This window comes from Roseimarinus sediminis (assembly GCF_050433125.1).
In the GTDB taxonomy this organism is placed as follows: domain Bacteria; phylum Bacteroidota; class Bacteroidia; order Bacteroidales; family Prolixibacteraceae; genus Roseimarinus; species Roseimarinus sediminis.
This window is the reverse complement of sequence record NZ_JBNPXV010000002.1, coordinates 394,569-419,151: the sequence shown is the minus strand read 5'-3', so window position 1 is coordinate 419,151 and position 24,583 is coordinate 394,569. Positions and strand designations below refer to the sequence as shown.

23 protein-coding genes are annotated in these 24,583 nt (G+C 40.7%); 20 read left to right on the top strand and 3 right to left on the bottom strand.

Annotation, left to right across the window (positions count from 1 at the left end; translation table 11 throughout):
- The first annotated feature begins 241 nt into the window (after window positions 1–241).
- The 18 genes from FHS86_RS04560 (at window position 242) to FHS86_RS04475 (ending at window position 20,495) form a co-directional block, all read left to right on the top strand.
- Window positions 242–1,366, top strand: a complete 1,125-nt coding sequence (locus FHS86_RS04560; protein WP_429411609.1) for a glycosyltransferase family 4 protein — start codon at window positions 242–244, stop codon at window positions 1,364–1,366.
- 66 nt (window positions 1,367–1,432) lie between these two features.
- Complete coding sequence (locus tag FHS86_RS04555) at window positions 1,433–2,809, top strand: capsule assembly Wzi family protein (RefSeq protein WP_429411607.1); 1,377 nt, start codon at window positions 1,433–1,435, stop codon at window positions 2,807–2,809.
- A 329-nt stretch (window positions 2,810–3,138) separates the two neighbouring features.
- The gene (locus FHS86_RS04550; RefSeq protein ID WP_429411605.1) at window positions 3,139–3,474 is read left to right on the top strand and encodes a hypothetical protein; all 336 of its coding nucleotides are present in this window, start codon (window positions 3,139–3,141) and stop codon (window positions 3,472–3,474) included.
- Between the two features lie 289 nt (window positions 3,475–3,763).
- On the top strand, window positions 3,764–5,008 hold the full coding sequence (locus tag FHS86_RS04545; RefSeq protein ID WP_429411603.1) for an ABC transporter permease: 1,245 nt from the start codon (window positions 3,764–3,766) through the stop codon (window positions 5,006–5,008).
- 102 nt (window positions 5,009–5,110) lie between these two features.
- Window positions 5,111–6,115, top strand: a complete 1,005-nt coding sequence (locus tag FHS86_RS04540) for an efflux RND transporter periplasmic adaptor subunit (RefSeq protein ID WP_429411601.1) — start codon at window positions 5,111–5,113, stop codon at window positions 6,113–6,115.
- A 32-nt stretch (window positions 6,116–6,147) separates the two neighbouring features.
- On the top strand, window positions 6,148–6,363 hold the full coding sequence (locus FHS86_RS04535; protein WP_429411599.1) for a hypothetical protein: 216 nt from the start codon (window positions 6,148–6,150) through the stop codon (window positions 6,361–6,363).
- Window positions 6,364–6,894: 531 nt separating this feature from the next.
- Window positions 6,895–7,089: a hypothetical protein gene (locus tag FHS86_RS04530; RefSeq protein ID WP_429411598.1), complete on the top strand. Its 195-nt coding sequence runs from the start codon at window positions 6,895–6,897 to the stop codon at window positions 7,087–7,089.
- Between the two features lie 19 nt (window positions 7,090–7,108).
- Window positions 7,109–7,504 carry a hypothetical protein gene (locus FHS86_RS04525; RefSeq protein WP_429411596.1) on the top strand — a complete coding sequence of 132 codons (396 nt, stop codon included), beginning with the start codon at window positions 7,109–7,111 and terminating at the stop codon, window positions 7,502–7,504.
- Window positions 7,505–8,406: 902 nt separating this feature from the next.
- On the top strand, window positions 8,407–8,607 hold the full coding sequence (locus FHS86_RS04520) for a hypothetical protein (RefSeq protein WP_429411594.1): 201 nt from the start codon (window positions 8,407–8,409) through the stop codon (window positions 8,605–8,607).
- A gap of 511 nt (window positions 8,608–9,118) precedes the next feature.
- On the top strand, window positions 9,119–9,751 hold the full coding sequence (locus FHS86_RS04515; protein WP_429411592.1) for a hypothetical protein: 633 nt from the start codon (window positions 9,119–9,121) through the stop codon (window positions 9,749–9,751).
- A 122-nt stretch (window positions 9,752–9,873) separates the two neighbouring features.
- The gene (locus tag FHS86_RS04510) at window positions 9,874–10,287 is read left to right on the top strand and encodes a peroxiredoxin family protein (protein ID WP_429411590.1); all 414 of its coding nucleotides are present in this window, start codon (window positions 9,874–9,876) and stop codon (window positions 10,285–10,287) included.
- 23 nt (window positions 10,288–10,310) lie between these two features.
- Entirely contained in the window at window positions 10,311–12,485 is a 2,175-nt protein-coding gene (locus FHS86_RS04505; protein WP_429411589.1) for a peptidase domain-containing ABC transporter, read from the top strand.
- Between the two features lie 336 nt (window positions 12,486–12,821).
- Window positions 12,822–13,157 carry a hypothetical protein gene (locus FHS86_RS04500; RefSeq protein ID WP_429411587.1) on the top strand — a complete coding sequence of 112 codons (336 nt, stop codon included), beginning with the start codon at window positions 12,822–12,824 and terminating at the stop codon, window positions 13,155–13,157.
- 270 nt (window positions 13,158–13,427) lie between these two features.
- On the top strand, window positions 13,428–13,604 hold the full coding sequence (locus tag FHS86_RS04495; RefSeq protein ID WP_429411585.1) for a hypothetical protein: 177 nt from the start codon (window positions 13,428–13,430) through the stop codon (window positions 13,602–13,604).
- A gap of 8 nt (window positions 13,605–13,612) precedes the next feature.
- Window positions 13,613–13,792, top strand: a complete 180-nt coding sequence (locus tag FHS86_RS04490; RefSeq protein ID WP_429411583.1) for a hypothetical protein — start codon at window positions 13,613–13,615, stop codon at window positions 13,790–13,792.
- Window positions 13,793–14,176: 384 nt separating this feature from the next.
- A complete protein-coding gene (locus FHS86_RS04485; RefSeq protein ID WP_429411580.1) occupies window positions 14,177–15,382 on the top strand; it encodes an HlyD family efflux transporter periplasmic adaptor subunit in 1,206 nt (401 codons plus the stop codon).
- Window positions 15,383–15,443: 61 nt separating this feature from the next.
- On the top strand, window positions 15,444–17,612 hold the full coding sequence (locus FHS86_RS04480) for a peptidase domain-containing ABC transporter (RefSeq protein WP_429411577.1): 2,169 nt from the start codon (window positions 15,444–15,446) through the stop codon (window positions 17,610–17,612).
- 1,695 nt (window positions 17,613–19,307) lie between these two features.
- Window positions 19,308–20,495, top strand: a complete 1,188-nt coding sequence (locus tag FHS86_RS04475; protein ID WP_429411575.1) for an MFS transporter — start codon at window positions 19,308–19,310, stop codon at window positions 20,493–20,495.
- Here FHS86_RS04475 and FHS86_RS04470 read toward each other — a convergent pair.
- Window positions 20,462–21,229: an MBL fold metallo-hydrolase gene (locus FHS86_RS04470; RefSeq protein WP_429411573.1), complete on the bottom strand. Its 768-nt coding sequence runs from the start codon at window positions 21,227–21,229 to the stop codon at window positions 20,462–20,464. The genes FHS86_RS04475 and FHS86_RS04470 overlap by 34 nt on opposite strands.
- A gap of 102 nt (window positions 21,230–21,331) precedes the next feature.
- Between FHS86_RS04470 and FHS86_RS04465 the strand changes: the two genes are divergently transcribed.
- Both FHS86_RS04465 and FHS86_RS04460 read left to right on the top strand, forming a co-directional pair.
- Entirely contained in the window at window positions 21,332–21,520 is a 189-nt protein-coding gene (locus FHS86_RS04465; RefSeq protein WP_429411571.1) for a hypothetical protein, read from the top strand.
- Window positions 21,521–21,530: 10 nt separating this feature from the next.
- Window positions 21,531–22,250, top strand: coding sequence for an SAM-dependent methyltransferase (locus FHS86_RS04460; RefSeq protein ID WP_429411569.1), 720 nt, complete (start codon window positions 21,531–21,533; stop codon window positions 22,248–22,250).
- Window positions 22,251–22,458: 208 nt separating this feature from the next.
- Here the strand turns inward: FHS86_RS04460 and FHS86_RS04455 are convergent, their stop codons facing one another.
- Both FHS86_RS04455 and FHS86_RS04450 read right to left on the bottom strand, forming a co-directional pair.
- On the bottom strand, window positions 22,459–23,541 hold the full coding sequence (locus FHS86_RS04455) for a septation protein IspZ (protein ID WP_429411567.1): 1,083 nt from the start codon (window positions 23,539–23,541) through the stop codon (window positions 22,459–22,461).
- Between the two features lie 9 nt (window positions 23,542–23,550).
- On the bottom strand, window positions 23,551–24,582 hold the full coding sequence (locus FHS86_RS04450; protein WP_429411565.1) for a DHH family phosphoesterase: 1,032 nt from the start codon (window positions 24,580–24,582) through the stop codon (window positions 23,551–23,553).
- Between the last annotated feature and the right edge of the window lies 1 nt (window position 24,583).

Genomic DNA, 24,583 nt, shown 5'->3' with positions numbered 1-24,583 from the left:
TTCTGTCAAAAGGCATCAAGGTTTTAAGGAATCTGAATAATTCCTCCCGGGTAAGTAAGAACCAGGTGCCGGCAAACAAAGGTCAGCCAGACCCCATCGTTTATCAATTAAGACAAACATGCAGTCTACATGACATTTAAAGCGATACAGGGCATGAACAAAAGCAGGGTCAGCTTGTTTTGATCACGTTTAAAATGTCCTAACCCAACGCAAACAAAATACTTGATACAGCAGTAAACCTATGGAAAATTTGATCTATTTTATTTTGGTTGCAGTAATAGCCTTTACATTTACAGCCATCAGCATCCCTCAGATTGTTAAGGTAGCACAGGTAAAAGACCTGTTTGACAAACCCGATCCCCGAAAAGTAGCTAAAAGAGTCGTTCCCACCCTGGGAGGCATTGCCATTTTTATTGGGATGACACTCGGCGTTACCCTTGGTGGTGACGGTTTTCCCTTCTACGATCTGAAATTCATCTTTGCAGCCCTGCTGGTTACCTTCTTTGCAGGCATCAAAGACGACCTGGTAGGAATTTCACCCAATGCCAAACTACTGGCACTCACTTTCAGCATTTTCATCATTGCCTTCTTTGTCAACCTCCGATTCGAACACCTCTATGGCGTATTCGGATTGAATAACATTGGCATGGTACCCGGTACCATCCTGACCTTCTTTGTAGGCATCGTCATCATCAATGCCTTCAACCTCATCGACGGCATCGACGGATTGGCATCCTCACTGGCAGTTCAAATTTCAACAGTAATGGGCATCTGGTTTTCGCTCATCGACCTGCCCGAATATGCACTGATCTCCTTTTCGCTGGCAGGTGCCAGCCTGGCCTTTTTCATGTTCAACGTATTTGGAAACAAAAACAAGATTTTCATGGGCGATACCGGCTCCCTGCTGGTGGGAACCATGATCTTTGTGCTGGCTGCCAAATTCAATGAGTTCAATGCCATTTACACCGGCAGTTACCTCATCAAATCGGTACCGGCCGTGCTCATCGGCTTTATGGCCTATCCCCTGTTCGATGTGTTGCGGGTTTTTGTGCTGCGCGTAATGATCATCAAAAAGTCGCCCTTTAAGCCCGACAAAAACCACATTCACCACCGTCTGCTTACGCTTGGTTTTACCCACCTGCAGGCCACGGCGCTGATTTTCTTTGTGAATACCATATTCATTGCCGGAAGTCTTATTCTACAACAATACTTTGGCGTATTGGCACTTACAGGTCTCATCTTTGTAACAGCCCTGGTAATGTCAACCATCCTCGAACTGGTCATCCTCTTTAACCGCAAAATCAGTCCCGACGATGAACACCAACGACTTTTTCTTCCCAAACAACTCATTAAAGCCTATCTTTAACGAGGCAGGCCAGGCTCCATTGGCGAAAAAACAAAGGAGTCTGGCCCTGTAGCATACAAGCAGTTTATGAGATACACCTTAGTAGTTCTTTTATTGCTGGTCATGTCAACAAGCATGCATGCCCAGTTTCAGATTGGTGGCAGTGCACAGGTGCTGGCTTCAACAGCCGAAAGCCTGCCTTTCTGGCTGGGGCATAATCAGAATGGCCTGTACAACATTCACAGCCGCAGTAATCAGCTGCTATTGCTTAACGGACAATATCAAAACCAGCGACTAGGAGGCAGTCCCCTGCAACTCGAAGCAGGAGCGCTGGCCATCGCCCGCCATTCCGACCAATTCGACTACCACTTCAACCAGGCCTACCTGCGCTTCAAATTATGGAACTGGCAGCTCGAAGGTGGCCGCTTTGCCGAAAAGGAATTCTTTGGCGGCATTTCCTCCACCAACGGCCACATCGACCGCAGCAACAATGCCCGCCCCCATCCCCGCATCCGCTTTGGAACCCAGGAGTTCATCCCCTTTCTGTTCTGGAAAAACTGGTTCCGCTTCAAGGCCGAATACGATGAAGGCCTGCTCAACGATGTGCGCACCGTCGAAAACACCCGCCTGCATCACAAGTCGCTGTACCTCAAAGCACAGCTGGCCCCCCGCTGGTCATTCATGCTGGGCCTCGATCACTTTGTGATGTGGGGCGGCAACTCACCCGATTACGGACAGTTGCCCGACAGCTTCCGCGATTACCTGACCTATGTGACCGGCGGCATGGGTACTTCCAACTTTCCCATGACCGACCAGTTGAATGTGGCCGGGAATCAGTACGGCTCGTACCGCATCGAAACACAATTTCCCCTTGCCGGCAAACAGGCCACCTTCTACATTAACCATCCCTTTGAAGATCATTCGGGCATGGAACTCTTCAACTGGGAAGACAACCTTTATGGTTTGTTTGTCGAAATCAGCGATGACGGATGGCTGCAACAGCTCATCTGGGAGTACCTGTTTAGCACCGACCAAAGTGGTCATTTGCACATTATTGGAGTAATGACCGGAAGAGACAACTATTATAACCACGGTGTTTACCGCACAGGGCATACTTATGAAGGCATGGCCATGAGCTCGCCCCTGTTTGCCCCGGTGATCAGTGAACCCGGAAAAAACGCCATTCTGAATACCCGCATTAAAATGCACCATCTGGGTGCCAGGGGCAACATTAAACCCTGGTTGGGCTGGATGGCTTATCTCACTTACTCCAAAAATTTTGGCACCTTTAATGTGCCTTACGACCCACAACGCAACCAGTTCTCAGGACTAGTTCGACTCAAGGCCAACACTCCCCGCCTGCCCTTTGAGATTTCGGCTGCACTGGCTGCCGATTACGGCCAACTATACGAAACGCGCTGGGGCGCCATGCTAAGCATCAGCAAGCGCTGGGGCGCTGAATGAGCTGCATCGTGCCAGCCTGTGTGCAAAGATGATTGAACATGGGCTTTTAACATGGCCCTTGGATATTTGGGAAAGTATCATCCCTGCTTTTTCTACTGTAAATGGCCGGGCCACTCCGTGCCCAATCAAGCGCCCCTGTCATCTTCAACTATTTCCGATAAAGCTTCGGAGGATGGAAGCATGGGCTTGCCCTACAACAAGTAATACGACTCATCTACAAAACATTACACTTCACCACCGCTATAACGTATTTCATCAACTTTTCGAAAATACAGGGTAACCTTTTTTCGAAAAAAGGAATAAACTAATGCCCAAAAAAACTAGTAGTCATGAAACTGGACAAAAAAATCTATGTAATTGAAAAAATGTCCAAATTGATTGAAATCGAAAAGACAGGAAATGCGGAAGAATTTGCAGAAAAATTAGGCATCTCCAGAAGTCAGTTATTTATTGAACTTGACGATCTGAAAACGTTCAATGTAGACATAAAATACAGTAGAAGTAAGCACTCGTTTGTTTACACCGGCAATAAACGAATCATCACACAACCCCCCATTCTTGTGGTTGATCGGAATACCACGTTAAAAATCAATGGTGGCTCAAACAAGAAGAATGCGACGTCAGCTCTGAACTATAAACAATGGGTTTTAACACTTAAAAGATAAGGCAAATCAGATCTGTGTAGGAATAGATAGCTTTCTTCCCTTTGAAACTGGCGGCTGATGGTAACATGGATGCTTCTTAATCCAATGGTTAAAAACCTAAATATTTTAGTTCCGTTCTTTTTTCTGGACGGTACTCACCTAACTTAGCATCTGAGAATTCTCAAAAGATCAAGCCCGGCAGCCAATCCACTTTTCGCGAACAGAACAGCCACCGGGCAAGCCAGCTTTAACAGCCGGCACAAAATAAATCTTAATATTTAACAACTTTGAATTTGTATGTCATTATCCTATGCCAACAACAATATTAAATACAATACCAGAAATACTTCACTCATTAAAGCACAAGAAACTACGTGCATTACTTACCGGCTTTGGTGTTGCATGGGGAATATTTATCCTTATAATACTGCTTGGTGTTAGTAATGGCTTAGAAAAAGGTGTTGTACAGTTGTTAAGTGGTTTTGTTGAGAAAAGTGTATGGATTTATGGTGGTTATACATCTATAGAACGCGGAAATAACAAGTATTCCAAAGCTATTTATTTTGACACTCAAACGCTAAACCTTTTGGAAAACAACTCTTCAGGCTTAATAAAAGCAATTAGCCCGGAGTTTCAATTTCAAAAACAGGTGGCTTACAAAAGTAAAATAACGAGTGTATCAATAAAAGGAATTTACCCTGACTTTTTTCAATTGAAAAAATTAGAAACTGATAAGGGAAGGCTTTTAAACGAAGGTGATGTTTTTAGAAAAGGAAAAGTAGTTGTTATTGGTAAAAGAATAAAAGAACAACTATTTAATAAAAGTGAAGCTATTGGAGAATATCTGATTATTGACAACTATCTTTATTTAGTAGTTGGCACACTAAAAGAGGGATCACTTTTTGACCAGGCAGAACAAAATATCATTTTCATGCCCTTGCAAACTGTAAACACATGCTTTAACACAGGCTGGGAATTTAATGTTCTTGGAATGTCATTAAAAACAAAAGATACCGAAAAGGCAGAAAATTATCTAAAAACCTACTTGGGAAGGCATTTAGGGTTTGACACTTCTGATAAAGATGCTTTATACATTTTCAATTTCGATAAACAAATCAAATCATTTCAAAAAATATTTACCGGGTTGAATATATTCTTGTGGTTCATTGGCTTTTGTTTGTTAATAACCGGCATGATAGGGATTACCAACATCATGTTTGTGGTAGTACATGAACGTACTAACGAAATTGGCATACGAAAAGCAGTAGGGGCTACCACGAACCAAATTTTATCAATGATTCTTACCGAAACAGTTACCATAACATTGTTGGCAGGAATTATTGGTGCAATGCTTGGCAGCATTGTAATTTTTGCACTTAAATATATTCTAAATGTTTTGGTTAACGATGACTTTTTAATAAAAGACATCAGTACTAATTGGCTAACAATTATTGTTGCATTCATTTTGCTGGTAATGTGCGGTATTATAGCAGGTTTATTACCTGCAAAAAAAGCGACCGAGATAAGCACTATCGATGCCATACGGTATGAATAAATTATTGATTTAGAAATGATGATAAAAAGAAATTGGCTAAATATTGTATTTGTACTGTTGCTGGTATGTGTTATAGTGTTAATAGTATGGCAAACAAAACAAATGGATAGTAACATCCCGGATTCTATTCTTGGAAAACCATTCATTGGAAACATTGAAGTACGGAATAAGATAGCAGGCGTCCTGATATCTGCCGAAGTAATTGAAATAAAATCGAGCGTTTCGGGGATAATAGAAGAGGTGTTTATTGAAGTGGGTGATACTGTTAATGTTGATTCGCCCATTGCCAAAGTAAAACCAGCCCCTGAACCATTAGAAATTGAAGATGCCAGAAAAAACCTTAAAAGGGCTCAAATAGAATACGAAATAAGCAAAAACGACTTCAACAGGCAATTCAATCTTGTTGAAAAAGGAGGCATATCAACATCCCAGATTGAAGAAGCCAAATGCCGGTTGGAAATACAGGAATTGGAATATAAGGCTGCTCAAAAGCATTTGTTGTTACTACTCGAAGGCTATCTTGATGAAGACCAGAAAGAGAATAATGTAATTACATCGACCGCTAACGGTGTAATAACCAAACTTCCCGTTAAAAATGGCCAGTCGATTATGAAACGACACACGCAAAGTGAAGGTTCTACCATAGCAATTGTGTCAGCTATGGATAAATTAATATTTAAAGGCAAATTAAACGAATATGACATCGTTAGTCTGAAAACAGGACAAATGTTATATTATACCATTGGAGCCTATCGTGAGCTAAAGTGCAATGGAAAAGTTATCCGTATAGATCCCCATGCCAATGAAGAACAAAATACAATTCAGTTTAACTTTGAAGCTTCTATTGATTTTCCTTACGATTCTTTTGATGTTAAAACCGGGCTCACTGTGGTGGCAGAATATATAACCGACAACGCCGACAACGTACTCTGTGTAGAAGAAAAATATATTAACTATAAGAATGATTCAATTTTTATTGAAACCATTGATTCAATGAATAATAAGAACAAGAATCTTATTGTAACCGGTATATCGAATGGTACAATAACCGAAGTTAAATCTGGCTTAACCATTAACGATAAGATTCTGCCCATCGAATGGGAATAATAAAAAAATATGTTTCACCAAATGAACGCACAATGAACTACATTGAATTCTTAACCCGAAAGGAAAGGTTGAAAGCCTTAATCGACCTTGAACATACCGGAACTGCCGAAGAGGTAGCAGAGAAACTGTGTTTTTCACGTCGAACACTCTTTAACTACCTTGAAATTCTAAGATGTGAAGGATACGAAATTAAGTATTGTAAATACAGGCGTACCTATTTTTTTGAGGAAAAACCAGAAAAAGTTTAATTTTATTTAAGAGTGCAACTCACTTGCACTCAAATGCTATTAATTTGTAGTGACATAAAACCTTCTCAAATGAGATACGTATCTATAAGCTTTTTGTCAGGCATGCTATTGGCCCTCTTTTGTGTAAATGCACAAAGTAATTACGACAAAAATCTTGAAAGGTTTTAAACATTTACGACTCGAGCGAAACGTACAACACAATGTACGAGCAGATCCTAACCCAGCTGAGGATTACAAGGCCGGGTGTTCATAACTCCGTTTGGAGCAGCCTCAAAACTGAGGTATTCTAAAAAAAGTAAAAAACCTCACCAAAAATGGTGTCTCTTAAAAAAAAGCATTTTGCCCACGGTGACGTAAAAGAACTGATCAGCTTTTTCGAAAGCCCATAGGCAAAAGCTGGTTACTAAAACAACCCTCTTATCACAGGAAGCCATGCAATTTAGCCAACAATGGGGCATTAACCTGATGGGCAAGTTAAATACTGGTTGAGTGAGAATTGGGTATTAAAAAAAATATATAAATGATAATATCATGAAACAATTAGAAATTGAACAATTAGAAAATATTGAAGGTGGAGCATGTAGCGACAAGGCGGTTAAAGCAATTGCAGTTATTGGTGCGGCAGCTGGTGTAGGTAGCCTTTTTGGCCCAATTGGGGCATTGATTTTTGGACCAACTGCTCTTGCAATGTCAGTCGCAGGTGTGGTTTGTGCATATGCTGAATAAACTGAAAAGATAACTTGGTATGAGCAAACTGAAAATTATGCGAAGAGGAATATTTCCTCTTCGCAAATTGAAAATCACAATTGCAGATAAAGTTCTGTTATTAAAAGGGAATCAAACAAAGGAAGTTATAATAAATCAAGGACTATATGATGTTTACTTCAAAATGGATTTTTGGAAAGCAAAACATCAAATTCTAATTAACAAAAATGAAGACTTAACCATAGTTATTAAACATTATCTAAGTGATTGGTTTTATATAATTGGCGGTTCAGTTTGTATTACCTTAGCTTTGCTTTCTATTGTTTTTGATCTTAACATTCTGATTTTAAGCATATATCTTGTTACATATTTTACACCTATCATGTATTCATATTTTATTAAAAAAAAATACTACTTTAAAGTGGATTATATGTAATAATACTTACTACATGATAAAATAATAACATCTTATTATCAGCTAAATAACTATGCAAAAACCTGATTATGATTCAATATATCCACATCCTACAAGAAATTACCACCATTCGAAGTAAGAGTCATGACATCCAGAGTTGAGGATAAAAATTAGCGATTTCGTTCCCATTTTCCATTGACAATCAGGTTGGAATTTGGCACGTTTTAAGTTCTTTGTTTTAATGATCAGTATACTCTGCAAAGTACAAGCGTTTGGTTTTGAGAAGTTGGCTTCAGCATTCGATTGTAATGCAAGTAATAGCTCGTCTTTGCGCAGAATTCAACGTGTTATAGCCGATTAAATTCTTAAATATTTGGTATTTGGGGTTGTAGAATTTCTTCTGAGTGCAAGTGAGTTGCACTCAGATGCTATTAATTTGTAGTGAAATAAAACCTTCTCAGATGAGATACGTATCTATAAGCTTTTTGTCAGGCATGCTATTGGCCCTCTTTTGTGTAAATGCACAAAGTAATAACGACAAAAATCTTGAAAGGTTTTAAACATTTACGACTCGAGCGAAACGTACAACACAATGTACGAGCAGATCCTAACCCAGCTGAGGATTACAAGGCCGGGTGTTCATAACTCCGATTGGAGCAGCCTCAAAACTGAGGTATTCTAAAAAAAGTAAAAAACCTCACCAAAAATGGTGTCTCTTAAAAAAAAGCATTTTGCCCACGGTGACGTAAAAGAACTGATCAGCTTTTTCGAAAGCCATAGGTAAAAAGCTGATTACTAAAACACTCTTGTTAACTCAAGATGCTATGCAAATGAGCCAAAATAAGGCTTGGGCCTAATGGGCAAATTGAATAGTTGGTTGAGTAAGGACAGGATATTAATAAACATTTTTAAATTATAATATCATGAAACAATTAAAAATAGAACAATTAGAAAATATTGAAGGTGGAATTTCTTGGGATTGCGCTAGGGCACTAGCTGCGGTGGGATTATCTGTAGCTGCATTCTTAACAATGCCAGCAGGTGCGATTGCAGCAATGATTTGGGGTGGTAGCCATCTACTTGCCTCGTATGCGTTTGTCAAAGATTGTATAATCTCTGAGTAATGTGTTTAAGGGATGTTCATAATTTTTAAAACCTATTTAACAATTATGCATATAAATTTTAAACGAAATGCATTCTACTTTTTCACAGAAATTTATGAACATCCTTTTATTGAAAATTTTGATATTTAGATAATAAACCATAAATCTAAAGATATAAATGAGATATCGAATTCTTTTTTTAAGACTAATGTACACTTTAGGAATCGCTGTGGTATTTTTTACACTTAGGTATCTCATTATTAATGAATTTTCATTTTCTCCATTTCTTGTAATAATAAGTGTAATTACTTCAGTTGCTTTAGCTCACTGGGGCTTGATTAAAAAGAAACATAAAAGTAAAAATGTATGACGATCAACAAATATTGTATTCATTATTGCAAATACAACGTATTCTATTGAAATATTGAATCACTAAAGCAATTAATTATTTATTGGATGGATGAAAATACTGAAAACAGAAGCAGTCAATTTTAATGTTAAAGATGAGAAAGCAGAAAGGATTTAATACAAAATGGGAAAAATTGAAACTTGGAAAATATATGGGCTGATTATCCTAATCTCTTTTATAAACATAATCATTGTAAATGCTATTCTTTCTGATGATATTTATGTTAACACCTATTCGGGGCAATTGTCGACAGAAATGATTGCAAAGATACTAGCATTTAAAAGTAAATATCAATGGATTAACTATATTTTAATTCCAGTTATACTAATCCTTAAAACTGGACTAATTGCTGCTTTTTTATGGGTTGGCTCTTTTATGAACAATTCAAAATTAGAATATAAAGAATATTTAAGAGTAGTTATTATGGCAGAATTGGTTTTTGTATTCTTCTCTTTTATCCGAACTGGTGGCTTGTATTATTACAATTTTCAAACTTTAATTGAAATCGGCCAATTTCAACCATTTACCTTATTCAGCCTTCTTGATATAAACAACATTCCCGAGTACGTTCATTACCCGTTGTCATTAATTAGTATTCCAGAAGCTATTTATTGGATTGTACTTGCCCTGCTATTAAAACAATTAATATCAGGTAATATATGGAACCGCATTGGTTTTATTGCCAAAACTTATGGTATTGGCTTACTTATTTGGGTGAGCATTGTAGTGTTTATAACGCTAAACTTTACAACCTAAGCATGAGAAAACCGCATCGCCACATATTTTTTGTATTGATCGCATTACTGATAGGTAGTTTATGGTATTTGTCGTTCAATAAAGTTTCCATTAAAAAAGAAGCGTACTGTAAAATTGCGTTCATGCCCAAAATAGAATTGCTTTCTTCTCAAAATGAGATAATTTACCTCACTGATTTTTCTTATGACGAGATTAAACTTCTATTTTTCTTCAATACCCATTGCGATTTTTGCAGGTACGAGTTGGAAGAGCTTTCTAAACGCATACCTGAATTTGAGAATACTGAAATTATATTGGTTTCAGCCGAACCCATTGATACAATTAAGCATCTAGGCCAAACTCTTGGTTTGCATGTTTTACCCAACGTAGGTGTTTACCATTGTCCTTTCGATTCCCTTCAAAAATACTTTGGACAATTGGCCGCGCCAAGCACTTTCGTTTACGGCACAAACAACAAACTCGTAAAGCGTTTCAATGGGGCTACCCGTATCGATGACTTACTACAGGTGGTTCAAACAGGGCAGGTAAATGACTAAACAAAAGATGAATAAAATCGTCTATGAGAAGAAACTTAATCGATAAAACTTTTACCAAACAGCTCGATCAGTCCGATTGTGGTGTTGCCTGTTTATTATCTATATTAAAATACCATGGAGGAAATAAAAGTTTAGAAAACCTGCGCGAAATCAGCGGCACATCAAAACAAGGCACCACCCTGCTTGGTCTTTATCAGGCAGCACAAAAACTGGGCTTTGAAGTAGAAGGATACGAGGGGAATTTTGAATATTTACAAGAATTAGAACACCCAGTCATTCAACATGTCATCATCGACAAACGCTTACTGCATTACGTGGTTTGCTATGGCTTTGAAAACGGCAAATACATTATTGGCGACCCGGGCAGAGGTATAATGGAATACACCGAACCAGAACTGTCAGCTATATGGCAGACAAGATCACTATTGGAACTTTTGCCAACCGAAAGAATTGAACAAGCAGGTGAAATCAAAAAAGGGAAATGGAATTGGTTCAGGTTGCTACTTCGCGAAGACATCAGCCTGCTTACTATTATTTTCATAGTAAGCCTTGTTTTAGCCATACTCGGTATGGTCATGGCCATTTTTTCTCAAAAACTGATTGATGACATTTTACCCTCAGGAGATGTTGAAAAGCTGGCTGTCAGCTTAGTGCTGGTTGCCATTCTGCTGGCTGCCCGCGGAGGCATTGGTTATATTGCCGGATTTTTTGGCATCATACAAGGCAAGGGATTTAATAACCGCTTAATTGGCCGTTTTTTTAACAATTTATTGCATTTACCCAAATCGTTTTTCGATACCCGCCATACCGGCGAATTGGTCGAACGCATGAACGATACTTCCCGCATACAAAACACCATAACAGCTGTTTTTGGTGATTTACTCAAAAACTTTTTGTTGGTAATTACTGGCGAGGTCATATTGTTTATCTATTCGCCTACAATTGGAATGCTTTCAATGGTTGCATTCCCACTTTTCGGTTTTATTTCGTGGCGATATCACAAACGAATAGTAACAAGCCAGCAAGAAGTCATGGCCTCCAATGCCCATAAATCGGGCAATTATGTGAATTCCATTCAGGGCATTGATGCAATAAAAGGCGGAAATAAAGAAGAACAGTTTTCAAAACTCAACCAGGTTATTTACGGTATTTACCAGGATAAAATCTTCAGCTTAGGAAAGGTTGGTATTTCGCTTCAGTTAACGGCCGAAATAGCTTCTGTATTTATTACCATCACCCTCGTTACGGTTGGCTCATGGATGGTCATCAAAGAGAAACTCACCATTGGATCGCTTATGGCCTTACTTGGTATTAGCGGCAGCGTTTTCCCTGCCATTGTAAGTTTGTCGTTTGCAAATATCACCCTGCAGGGTGCAAAAGTAGCGTTCGACCGTATGTATGAATTCTCATCAATTCCCCCCGAATTTGAAGAAGAGTTGGAAGATTATAAAGCAAGGTTGACGGATATCGACAAAGTTGAAGTTAAAAATGTTTCATTCCGTTTTCCAGGCAGAAAACAATTACTAAAGGGGGTATCGTTGCAGGTATCAAAAGGTGAGATTATCGCGTTACTTGGTGAAAGCGGTTGCGGAAAAACCACTTTTCTTAACATTCTTCAACGTTTTTATGCCCCGGAGGAAGGTGAAATATTCGTAAACGAACACACAATAAATGAAATCTCCATCCCTGCATGGCGTAAACAAATCGGCATAGTGCCGCAAGAGGTAAAGATGTTTAACGGAACACTAATCGAGAATATATGCTTGGGTGCAACACAGGAAGAAATACAAAAATGTGTTGATTTCTGTATGCAAACCGGTTTCCATCAGTTTTTTACTGAGTTCCCACAAAATTATGGAACACTGCTTGGCGAACAGGGGATCAATATTTCCGGTGGTCAAAAACAACTGGTTGGCCTGGCCAGGGCCTTATGGTCAAAACCCAGTTTACTAATTCTCGACGAACCCACTTCGGCCATGGATAGAAATACTGAAAATTTTGTTATGAATCTTCTCAACAAACTAAAAACTGATATTTGCATCTTACTAGTTACCCATCGGATTAAAATTACACGTTTTTCAGATCGTATTTACATTCTTGAGAAGGGACAAATTCATTCATATGGCAACCATTTGGAATTAATGGGATCTAACAATTTGTACAGTGCTTCATTTCGTGAACTTATGAGCCATGGATAGCCCAGCAATAGCTATTTGCACTATTTCAGTACCTCTGATTTATGTAGCCATATGCCTGTTGCTAACAGTTTGTTTATAACAAGATCCAAAAACAGAAAATAATATTAATAGTTTTTGTTGCTCTTCAATCTAATCACAGACTTTAGGTTCACTCACCATAAACAGCTTAATAGCAAATTCACAAGTGTTTTGAATGCCCCTCAGTACACTAAGATATTCTTCTACAAGACATTACACTTCACCACCGCTATAACGTATTTCATCAACTTTTCGTAAAAACTGGGTAACCTTTTTTCGAAAAAAGGAATAAACTAATGCCCAAAAAAACTAGTAATCATGAAACTGGACAAAAAAATATATGTAATTGAAAAAATGTCCAAATTGATTGAAATCGAAAAGACAGGAAATGCGGAAGAATTTGCAGAAAAATTAGGCATCTCGAGAAGTCAGTTATTTATTGAACTCGACGATCTGAAAGCATTCAATGTAGACATAAAATACAGTAGAAGTAAGCACTCGTTTGTTTACACCGGCAATAAACGTATCATCACGCAAGCCCCCATTCTTGTAGTTGATCGGAATACCACGTTAAAAATTAAAGGGGGCTCAAACAAGAAGAATGCGACGTCAGCTCTAAACTTTAAACAATTGGTTTTAACACTTAAAAGATAAAGTAAATCAGATCTTTGAAGGAATAAGCAGCTTTCTTCCCTTTTTTGCTGGCAGCTGATGGCAACACGGATGCTCCTTAATCCAATAGCAAGAAAATATTCCTAAAAATTTTAGTTCCGTTCTTTTTTCTGGACGGTACTCACCTAACTTAGCATCTGAGAATTCTCAAAAGATCAAGCCCGGCAGCCAATCCACTTTTCGCGAACAGAACAGCTACCGGGCAAGCCAGCTTTAACAGCCGGCATAAAATTAAATTAAATTTTGTGTATCATGAAAAATTTAGAATTAATGGGTGTCCGGGAACTGGATGCTGTTGAAATGAGAAATGGAAATGGTGGAAGTATTGCTTTGGCAATAGCAATTGCAGGTGCTTGCATTTATGTTTATAATAATTGGGATGACTTGGTCGCCGGTGTTAAAGAAGGTTATAACGAAACAAGAAAATAATTAAAACTATGAAAGAATTAATAAATTTAAAAGAATTATCAATCGAGGAGTTGTTGGTAATCAATGGTGGAGACAAATTTATGTTCCACTTAGGAAGAGCAATTGGTAAAATCGCAGCAGCAATAGATAATGCTGTAGACGATTTTGTTGCTGCTCAGGCTGAAGATGTTTATAGGTGTAAAATATAAACTATAACTTAAGCATTTAGTTCTCTTTTCCAGACAATTAAAATATAAATGCTTGCCAATATCTTCTCATAATCCAAGGCAAGCATTTATTTACGATATTATAATTTATTGAAGTAAAACTTTTACTACCATTATGAAAATAGAAAAAAATGAACGACAAATTAAGAAGCTTAAAAAAGTCAATTTGATACTTTTAATTTACGTTATTATATCTGTTATTATTATGCTATACAATGCACTTACTTAGTTTTGAGCTTTTGATAAAAAATCTAAAACTTGATAACACCAGTTCTTTATCGATTGCTTACTAGGAGTATATAATATCGATATTCAAATGGAAGATGCAAGGAAACTTAAAAAGTTAAGAACCTTGAAAATCACCTATTGGATTTTATTGATTTATCTAATTGTAATCATAATGATACAAGTTTATCAAATGATAAAATGAACCTTTTTCCTCCTGAAATAATAGATAACAGTGCAGAAAGCCATTTTGCCAGGCATTCAAAAGTCAGACAAACCATCTATATCGTTATTTTGCTGAGCTTGTTGGCGGCCCTCGGGGCAACTCCATTTATCAAAGTAGAAATAAGTTCCCAAAGCAGAGGAATCATCCGATCGGCCAATGAAAATAGTAGTCTGCAATCATTGGTTTATGGTCAAATCATATGGATTAATCTCGCAGAAAACAAAAAAGTTTTCACCGGAGATACACTGGTGATTTTAAATTCCCAATCACTGGAAGGACAAATAAATACCCACCGGGAAAAAATAGAAAGGAATAAGGCATTTATTCATGATCTGCAGATGGTTTTGCATTATCACCCTGAACTTGTAAAAACACCCAAATACCTGAGTGAGTACAATGAATATTTAACACAACTCAACCAACAAAAAATACAAAGTGAGTATTATTCTACCGAAAAAAAGGTTTCAGATGAACTGTTTCATAAGGCAGTTGAAACTGCAATGGACCACAACAGAATAGTGAACAATTATGAAATCTCATTAAAAAAGGAGAAACTAATTCACGACCAATACCATCGACAATGGAATGCTTCGCTGGTGCTCCTGCAACAAGAAAATGCAGAACTGGAAGCTGGAATTACTCAAATTAATGAAGAAAAAAAGAAATATCTGATCATCTCGCCAATCGACGGAAAAATCATACAATGTTCCGGAGTTCAAACCGGGAGCTTCATCTCCCCTAACCAGATATTAGCTCAGATTTCACCCGAAAGTGAATTGCTGGTTGAATGTTACGTATCGCCATCTGATATTGGCTTTTTCAATAAGGGAATGAACGTGGATTTTCAACTCGATGCCTTTAATTATAACCAATGGGGAACAGCGAATGGAATAGTTAATGAAATATCGGGCGATATCTTAACTATAAACAACCAGCCTGTTTTTAAAGTACGTTGTACCTTAAACACCAACTATCTTCAATTAAAGAATGGTTACAAAGGCGAACTCATTAAAGGAATGACGCTGACTGGCCGCTTTACTTTAACTGAACGCACGCTATCCCAACTATTTTTAGATAAGGTTGACAATTGGTTGAATCCAAAGCTAGCAGACCAACAGTAATAATTACAAGGCATTTATCGACAGGAGTACCATTCTGACTAAGCTACTTAAAAACTACCGGATGAACATCAAAGTTAAACAAAGAGATATTACCGATTGCGGTGCGGCATGTTTGGCATCCATTTCGTCCCACTATCATCTAAGGCTCCCTGTTGCGCGCATCCGCCAAATGGCCGGAACTGATAAAAAAGGAACCAATGTTTTAGGCTTGATAAAGGCAGCTGAAAAACTAGGCTTCACTGCCAAAGGTGTAAAGGGTGGTATTGATGCCCTGCCTAAAATTCCCCTCCCGGCCATTGCTCATGTTGTGGTAAATGAGATTTTACACCATTATGTGGTGCTTTATCGGGTGAAGAAAAATCTATTGAAATATATGGATCCGGTCGATGGTCAGTTGCATAAAATCACCTTATCTGAATTTGAAGAAATGTGGACAGGCGTTATAGTCTTGTTTGCGCCAGCCGAAAATTTTGAAACGGGAAACAGGAAGATTTCCAATTTCCGACGCTTTATTTTTCTGCTTCGTCCGCACAGAAGTATCTTAACCCAATCACTTTGGGGGGCGATCGTTTATACCGTTTTGGGATTATCAACCTCGATCTACATTCAAAAAATAACTGACTTTGTACTGGTTGGAAATAACAGGAATTTATTGAACCTGTTAAGTATTGTTATGTTGATCCTGCTACTTATTCAAATTTTCATTGGTGCAAGTAAAAGTGTATTCATGCTTCGCACAGGGCAACAAATAGATGCCCGCTTAATACTGGGCTATTACAAACACCTGCTCAAACTCCCTCAACGCTTTTTCGACACAATGCGCGTAGGCGAAATTATTTCACGTATTAACGATGCTGTTAAAATTCGTCTCTTTATAAACGACACCACCATAACTTTGATCGTTAACGTATTTATAGTTCTTTTTTCATTTGCCCTGATGTTCATATATAGCTGGAAATTAGCATTAATCATGTCGCTGGTTGTACCTCTCTATACAACTACCTATTTTTTTGTGAATCGTCTAAACCGTAAGCAGGAAAGAAAATTAATGGAACATGCTGCAGAACTGGAGAGTCAGTTAGTAGAATCGCTTAACTCGGTAAAAACCATCAAACAATTTGGAATTGAAGATTTTGCTAACACAAAAACTGAAACACGCTTTATTGGATTGCTAAAAACGGTGTATAAATCAGGCCTCAATTCAATATTTTCAGGAACATCTTCAGAATTCTCAAGCAGAGCCTTTACCATTATATTGCTTTGGGTGGGTGCAGGTTTCGTAATTGATCGTTCCATTACACCTGGAGAGCTTTTAGGCTTCTATGCAATTATTGGCTACTTCACCGGACCTGCAGCGAACCTGATAGGAATGAATAAAACCATTCAGAATGCCTTAATTGCTGCCGACCGCTTATTTGAAATCATGGACTTGAAGCGTGAGAGCGATGAAAATAAGATAGAACTAAAGCAAGAACTTCTTGGAGATATCTACTTTCAACACGTACATTTTAGCTATGGAACCCGGGTTGATGTTTTTGAGGATCTTAATCTGATTATTAAAAAAGGCGAAATAACTGCCATTATTGGTGAAAGTGGTTCCGGGAAAACAACGCTCGCTGTTCTTCTGCAAAAACTTTACAAATTAAACAAAGGCTCCATTATAATAGGTAATTATGATATCGCTTATTTCGATTCTGATTCGCTACGTAAAATGGTCTCCGGTGTTCCTCAACAACTGGAACTTTTTGCAGGAAATATAATTGAAAACATAGCACTAGGTGTAGTAGAACCTGATGTCGAACGAATATTAACGATCTGCAGATCATTAGGTCTAAATGAATTTATTGAACAACTTCCTGCCGGCTTAAATACTTATTTGGGTGAAAACGGAGCCCAACTTTCAGGAGGTCAAAAACAACGAATTGCTATTGCCAGAGCCTTATACCGAAATCCCGAAATAATCATCCTTGACGAAGCAACATCTTCGTTAGATTCAAAATCAGAGTTTTATGTTCAGAAAACAATCCAGGAATTAAAAAATGAAGGTAAAACGATCATTATTATTGCCCATCGGCTAAGTACAATTATTGGTGCTGATCAGATTGTAGTCCTTGAAAATGGCCATCTTATTGAACAAGGAACCCATAATGACCTATTTCAAAAAAGAGGAACTTATTATCAAATGTGGCAAAAACAATTGCCAGTGCAAATTCAAGACTTTATCAACTAAACACTTTACCTTCAATCACAGTCAGTAATCTCACTGCAACCCAACTTCACGATCAAGCGATCGTCCCGTCAGGGACTTTATATTGACAGACAATTGAATCCTGCATTTCAGTAAGTGCCGTCAGCTACGGTATTATCAATATCAACAGGGTTAAATACGTAATGGTCATCTTATTCGATTTCAAATTCTTTCAACATTTGCCTTGTTGGCAGGTTTTATTTCGTCCCTAACGGGACTTCCATTTTCTTTACTCATTTGTTTCTACCAATATACGGTCCCTTACGGGACCAAAAAAAATGTTATCAACTACCAATATTCCAACTCTAACGAGATTAACGAAAATATTATCACCAACATCGCAATCAAGCGATCGTCCCGTCAGGGACTTTATATTGGTAGATCGTTTGAATCCTGCATTTAAGTAAGTGCCGTCAGGTACGCTATAATCAATATCCACTGGTTTAAATACGTACCGGTCATCCTATTCGATCTCAAATTCTTTCAACATTTGCCTTGTTGGCAGGTTTTATTTCGTCCCTAACGGGACTTCCATTTTTTTACTCATTTGTTTCTACCAATATACGGTCCCTTACGGGACCAAAAAAATATTATCAACTACCAATATTCCAACTCTAACGAGATTAACCAAAAATATTATCACCAACATCGCGATCAAGCGATCGTCCCGTCAGGGACTTTATATTGGTAGACAATTGAATCCTGCATTTCAGTAAGTGCCGTCAGGTACGGTATTATCAATATCAACCGTTTTAAATACGCACCGGTCATCATATTCGATCTCAAATTCTTTCAACATTTGCCTCGTTGTCAGGTTTTTTATTTCGTCCCTAACGGGACTTCCATTTTATTTACGCCACTGCTTCTACCAATATCCGGTCCCGAACGGGACGAAAAAAAAGGCTGTAAGCGATCAACTACCAATATACCATCCCAACCGGATTAATAAAAATGTTATCACCAACTTCACGATCAAGCCATCGTCCCGTTAGGGACTTTATATTGGTAGACAATTGAATCCTGCATTTCAGTAAGTGCCGTCAGGTACGGTATTATCAATATCAACCGTTTTAAATACGCACCGGTCATCCTATTCGATCTCAAATTCTTTCAATATTTGCCTCGTTGTCAGGTTTTTTATTTCGTCCCTAACGGGACTTCCATTTTATTTACGCCACTGTTTCTACCAATATCCGGTCCCGAACGGGACGAAAAAAAAGGCTGTAAGCGATCAACTACCAATATACCATCCCAACCGGATTAATAAAAATATTATCACCAACATCGCAATCAAGCGATCGTCCCGTTAGGGACTTTATATTGGTAGATCGTTTGAATCCTGCATTTAAGTAAGTGCCGTCAGCTACGCTATAATCAATATCCACTGGTTTAAATACGCACCGGTCATCATATTCGATCTCAAATTCTTTCAACATTTGCCTCGTTGTCAGGTTTTTTATTTCGTCCCTAACGGGACTTCCATTTTATTTACGCCACTGTTTCTACCAATATCCGGTCCCTAACGGGACGAAAAAAAAGGCTGTAAGCCATCAACTACTTTTATGCGCTGTTAAAAATAAATTGAGTACATGGCCGGAAATATTGAGTGAATGATCGTTTTTATTGAGTAAGCAGAAATCGCTATGGCGGGAAGAAACTCTTTTATATTTTTGTCCGATGGCCCGAACAATTGCAAACAACCTCTACAAGTTGTACATCATCAAAATTGCGAAATGGTTTTCGCTGATCATGCCCATTATTGTGCTGTTCTTCGAAGACAATGGCCTTAGCATGACCGACATCTTTCTGCTGAAGGCAGTGTATTCGGTGGGGATGCTGGTGCTGGAGATACCTTCGGGTTATTTTGGCGATGTGTGGGGCCGGCGCAAAACGCTCATTGTGGGGGCCCTGCTTACCACCGTCGGCTTTTCATTCTATACCTTCTCCTTTGCTTTCTGGCAGTTTATGCTGGCCGAACTGGTGCTGGGCATGGGACAAAGCTTTATTTCGGGTTCCGATTCGGCCATGTTGTACGATAGCATGAAAAGCCAGCGACGTGAGGGGGAGTATCTGAAATATGAAGGGCGCGTGACCTCGGTGGGGAACTTCTCGGAAGCCTTTGCCGGCATACTGGGGGCCTTGCTGGCCACCATCAGCCTGCGTACCCCCTTCTACTTTCAAACCCTGATTGCAGCAGCGGCCATTCCGGCGGCCATCAGCCTCGTTGAACCGCCCATTGACAAGGAAAAAAGGGTCGCCGGTTTTCGCGATATCCTGCATGTGGTGCGCTTTGCCATGGTCGAACACGTAAAGCTGCGCTATTTCATTCTCTTTTCATCGCTCATAGGCACGGCAACACTCACCTATGCCTGGTTTATACAGCCCTACCTGCAGGAAATCGACTGGCCGCTGGCCCTGTTCGGTGTGATCTGGACTGCCCTCAACCTCACCGTTGGTTTTTCGTCGATGATGGCCCACCGCGTTGAGCACCGCTTCAGTCAGCGGCAAAGCACCGGCATTATTTTCCTGTCGGTGGCAGGCGGGTTCATCTTTACCGGCTTGTTTATTTCGGTATGGGCCCTGCCCCTGCTTTTTCTGTTTTACATGGTGCGGGGAATTGCCACACCGGTGCTGAAAGACTACATCCATCTGCTGATCGATTCGGATGTGAGGGCTACCGTGCTCTCGCTGCGCAACATGTTCATTCGCATCAATTTTGCCATGATTGGCCCCATCCTGGGCTGGGTTACCGACGAGTATTCCCTTGGCACCGGACTGGTAGCAGCCGGCATTTTCTTTCTGCTTTCGGGCAGTGTGCTCTATTATTTCACTTACTTTTCAGGGAAAAGAACCAGCCCGTCGTAGGCCAGCCCGACCCCTTCGGGCAGCAGTTGATTCACCTCGTCGTGCAGTCCCAGCTGGTGGCTCAAATGCGTCAGGTAGGCTTTCTGCGGCTTCAATTCAGCAATTAAAGCCAGTGCCTGTTCAACATTCATGTGCGAAAGGTGTTCTTCGAAGCGCAGGGCGTTGATGACCAGAACCTCAAGCCCCTGCAATTTTTCCAGTTCTTCTTCGGGAAGCGTCTTCATGTCGGTAAGGTAGGCAAAGTCGGCAATGCGGAAACCAAACACGGGCAACTTGTAATGATGCCCCCTGATGGGAACAATGCGAAGACCATTGATTTCGAATGGGCGGTTCTTGATATCGTGCAGTTTCATCTGGGGAATGCCCGGATACTTTTTGCTGGCAAATACATAATGAAAAATACGCTTCACCGATTGCTGTACCCGGTGCTCGGCATAGATGTCGGTTGGGCGCTTCTGAACCCAGTTGAAGGCCCTGATGTCGTCGAGCCCGGCAATGTGATCGTAATGCTCGTGGGTAAGCAGAATGGCATCCAGCTTCATTACACCGGCCCGCAACAACTGCTGCCGAAAGTCGGGTCCGGCATCAATTACGATGCAGCCGCCGTCGCTTTCAATCATGATCGACGAACGCAAACGCTGATCCTTTGAGTTGGTCGACTGGCAAACCTTACAATTACAGGCAATAATGGGTACTCCCTGTGAAGTTCCTGTTCCTAAAAATGTGATTTTCAAAACGCTTCTTCTTTTGGCTTTGGTCTTCCAAAAATATCAAATTCAGGTCCATTTCTTCAGTATTCACAGGAAAAAACAATCGTTCAGGGAGGAAAAACGGCTTTGAAGCTATTTTCGGTGCTGATGCCTGCCATTCCTCCGGGCTTTCTGCATCAGTATCTGAGTGAAAATAACTTTCTTTACCCCCTGATGCTTGCCGGCATTTACGGCCTGCTTGTAATTTTAATCAGCAGGCTGGCACGAAAGAAGCAGTTCGACTGGTCGTACATCGATTCAGTTAATGTGGGATAAAATTCTACCTTTGCAAAAAAAAAAGATGAGCGGAACACTCTATTTGATCCCCAATACCCTGGGTGATGAAAATCCATATAAGGTCCTAACGGCCGATATACTACCGTTGATACAGAAAATCAGTTTCTATTTTGTTGAAAATACACGCACAGCCCGCAGGTTTCTGAAGAAGATCGATCCCGACATTAACATCGACGGGCTGACCTTTATGGAAATCAACAAGCGGACACGCCACGACGACATGGTGTTGTTTCTGCAACATGCTGCCGAAGGGAACGACATGGGCGTGATCTCGGAAGCCGGCTGCCCTGGTGTGGCCGATCCCGGTGCCGAAGTGGTAAAAACGGCCCATCAAAAGGACATTACCGTAAGACCACTGGTTGGACCTTCGTCCATTCTGCTTTCCCTGATGGCCTCGGGAATGAATGGCCAGAGTTTCACTTTTGTGGGCTATGTTCCCATCAAGCATCCATCGAGGGGAAAAACACTGCACTTTATGGAGCAGCAAGCCGTTAAGTACGATCAAACCCAGCTATTTATCGAAACCCCCTACCGTAACAATTCACTGCTCGAAGAACTGGTAAAAACGCTGAACAACAATACCCGCCTGTGCGTGGCCTGCGATCTGACCCTCGAAACGGAATACATCAAAACACTGACCATCAGGGAATGGAAGAAAGCCCTTCCCGACCTGCACAAACGACCAGCCATCTTTCTGATAGGAAAGTAAGTCAAAGCGTCATTGGTAATTGAGTCCTAAGTCCTAAGTTTACCCAGTTGAATAAACCGACGATTTAGAACCATACGCTTTTTAACAGCTTAAATAAGCGGAGCCATTGTCAACTGTCCATTATCAATCAACAATTACAACAATTACAACAAAAGCCGTTGGCAAACCTCAACCTCAACCTCAACCTTAACCTCAACCTCCCCTGTCCTCAGAAAATCTTCCCCTTCAGCTGTTGCCTGTACTCCAGTTCAAAGTTGGGTGTAAAGACGCCTTTACCCAGGTTTTGCTCAATTTGTTTTTGGGTCCAGAAACGGCCTTCCTGCACTTCGTCGGAATGCAGGTGGATGCCCTTGAAATCGTAAGTCAGAAAGGAATAAACCAGTTCCCGTTCGATTTCACTCTCGAAAAGGTAGCTACCAATGGGTTTGGCTGAAAATTCCTTCAAGCCGATTTCTTCCCAGGCTTCGCGCTGCAATGAGGTTTTGACATCCTCGCCAAAGGCAATGTGTCCGCCCACGGCCGTATCCCATTTGCCGGGCTGGATCAGTTTGTTATCGGGGCGTTTTTGCAGGTACAAATGTTTGCGGTGATTCATCACATGCAGGTGCACTACGGGGTGCAAGATCCGGGAGCCGTTGTGTACCTTCGAGCGCAGTACTTTTCCTATGATCTTTCCTTCTTCATCCACCGCGGGCAGCCATTCTTCATCGTCGACCGGGGCTGCAGCCATCTTTCGGCCTGCCCGCTTCTGCTTCATCCATTCGTAGAGGAAATAAACAGCAAAGAGGATGTAAAACAAACCGCCGCTGATAAAGGCCCAGGCTTCGCGCGAGAGAAAAAAGGCAGCGTAGAGTACCAGCAGGGTGTGGACCGAAAAAATCCAGAACATGACTTTCAGGGTTTGTCTGAATTTTTGCTGAACCGCCTCATTCAGCTCAATGCCTTTCATGTAACGTTTCGACATGCCCCCCACCAAATCGAAACGGGTAAAGGCCGAAAGCCCCAGCATCAGCACCATGATACCTTCGATGATGGCCGGCTTAATTTTGAAAAAGATATCATTTTCAAGCAGGATGGAAATTCCCCCCAGGGCCATCAGCAGGGCCGTGTCGAGCAGGATAAAACGGTCGAAACGTTTGTCGCGGAAATAGGTGTAGGCCAGTTCGGCCAGCCCCACCGCCAGGGCAACAATGAGCCCGATACGGGTTCCCCATATTTCGTCGGCCGCAATAAAAACAAAGAGCGGGATGAAACCGGGCAATAACTTTTTAATCAGATCAGAACGGTTCATGAAACAGCTTTAAGAGGAAGCAAGCAGTTGATCGCGATAGGCGGGCAGCACTTTCAGAAAATAGTCGATGGCCTCGTTGAGCGACAGTTCGCTGCGACCACCGGCAGCATTGTTGTGCCCGCCTCCATTAAAGTGCTCGCGCGAAAACTGATTGACCGAAAAAGCGCCTTTTGAACGAAGAGAAACCTTCACCACATCGTCCTTCTCATAAAAGAAAATGCAAAATACAATGTCCTTCACCATCAGGGGATAATTGACCAGGCCTTCGGTATCGCCGGGCTGGTAGTTGAAGCGCTCCATTTCCTCCCGGCTCAGACTGATGTAGCCGGTCCGGTACTCAGGCAGTATCACCATCTTGTCTTTCAGACTATGGCCAATCAGGCGCCAGCGGTCTTCGGAAAAAGTATGGTAAACATTGGAATGAACCTGATCCTTGTCGATGCCTTTTTCCAGCAATTTGGCAATGATGCGGTAGGTTTCGGGGTCGGAGGCGTTGTAGCTGAAATTACCGGTATCGGTCATCATGCCGGTGAAGATGGCTTCGGCGGCATTGCGCCCGATGTAAGCCAGAAAACCGGCAGCCTCAACAAGGCGGAAAAACAATTCGCAGGTTGAATTCACTTCGGGATACGAAATGAGCAAATCGCATACGGCCACCGGGCCTGGATGGTGGTCAATCAGAATGCTTCGGCCTTCAAATCCATTCAGCTCATCAGCCATGCCTTCGCTGCGTTCAAAATTATTGAAATCGAGCACAAACAGGGTATCGACTGCTTTCATTACCGCTTGGGCGCGTTGTGTTTCGCGTTCGAAGTCGATTACTTCACTGCTCCCGTCAATCCACTGCAAAAAGTCGGGATATTCATTGGGAATTACCACCGTGGCGGTTTTACCCATGGCTGTTAAGAGGTGTCGGCATGCAAGGCATGAACCAATGGCATCGCCATCGGGATTGATGTGAGGTACAATGACTGCTTTCTGACTTTCTCCGATCAACTGTTTAAAACGGCTGACCTGCTTTGGATCGATGCTTGTATTCATT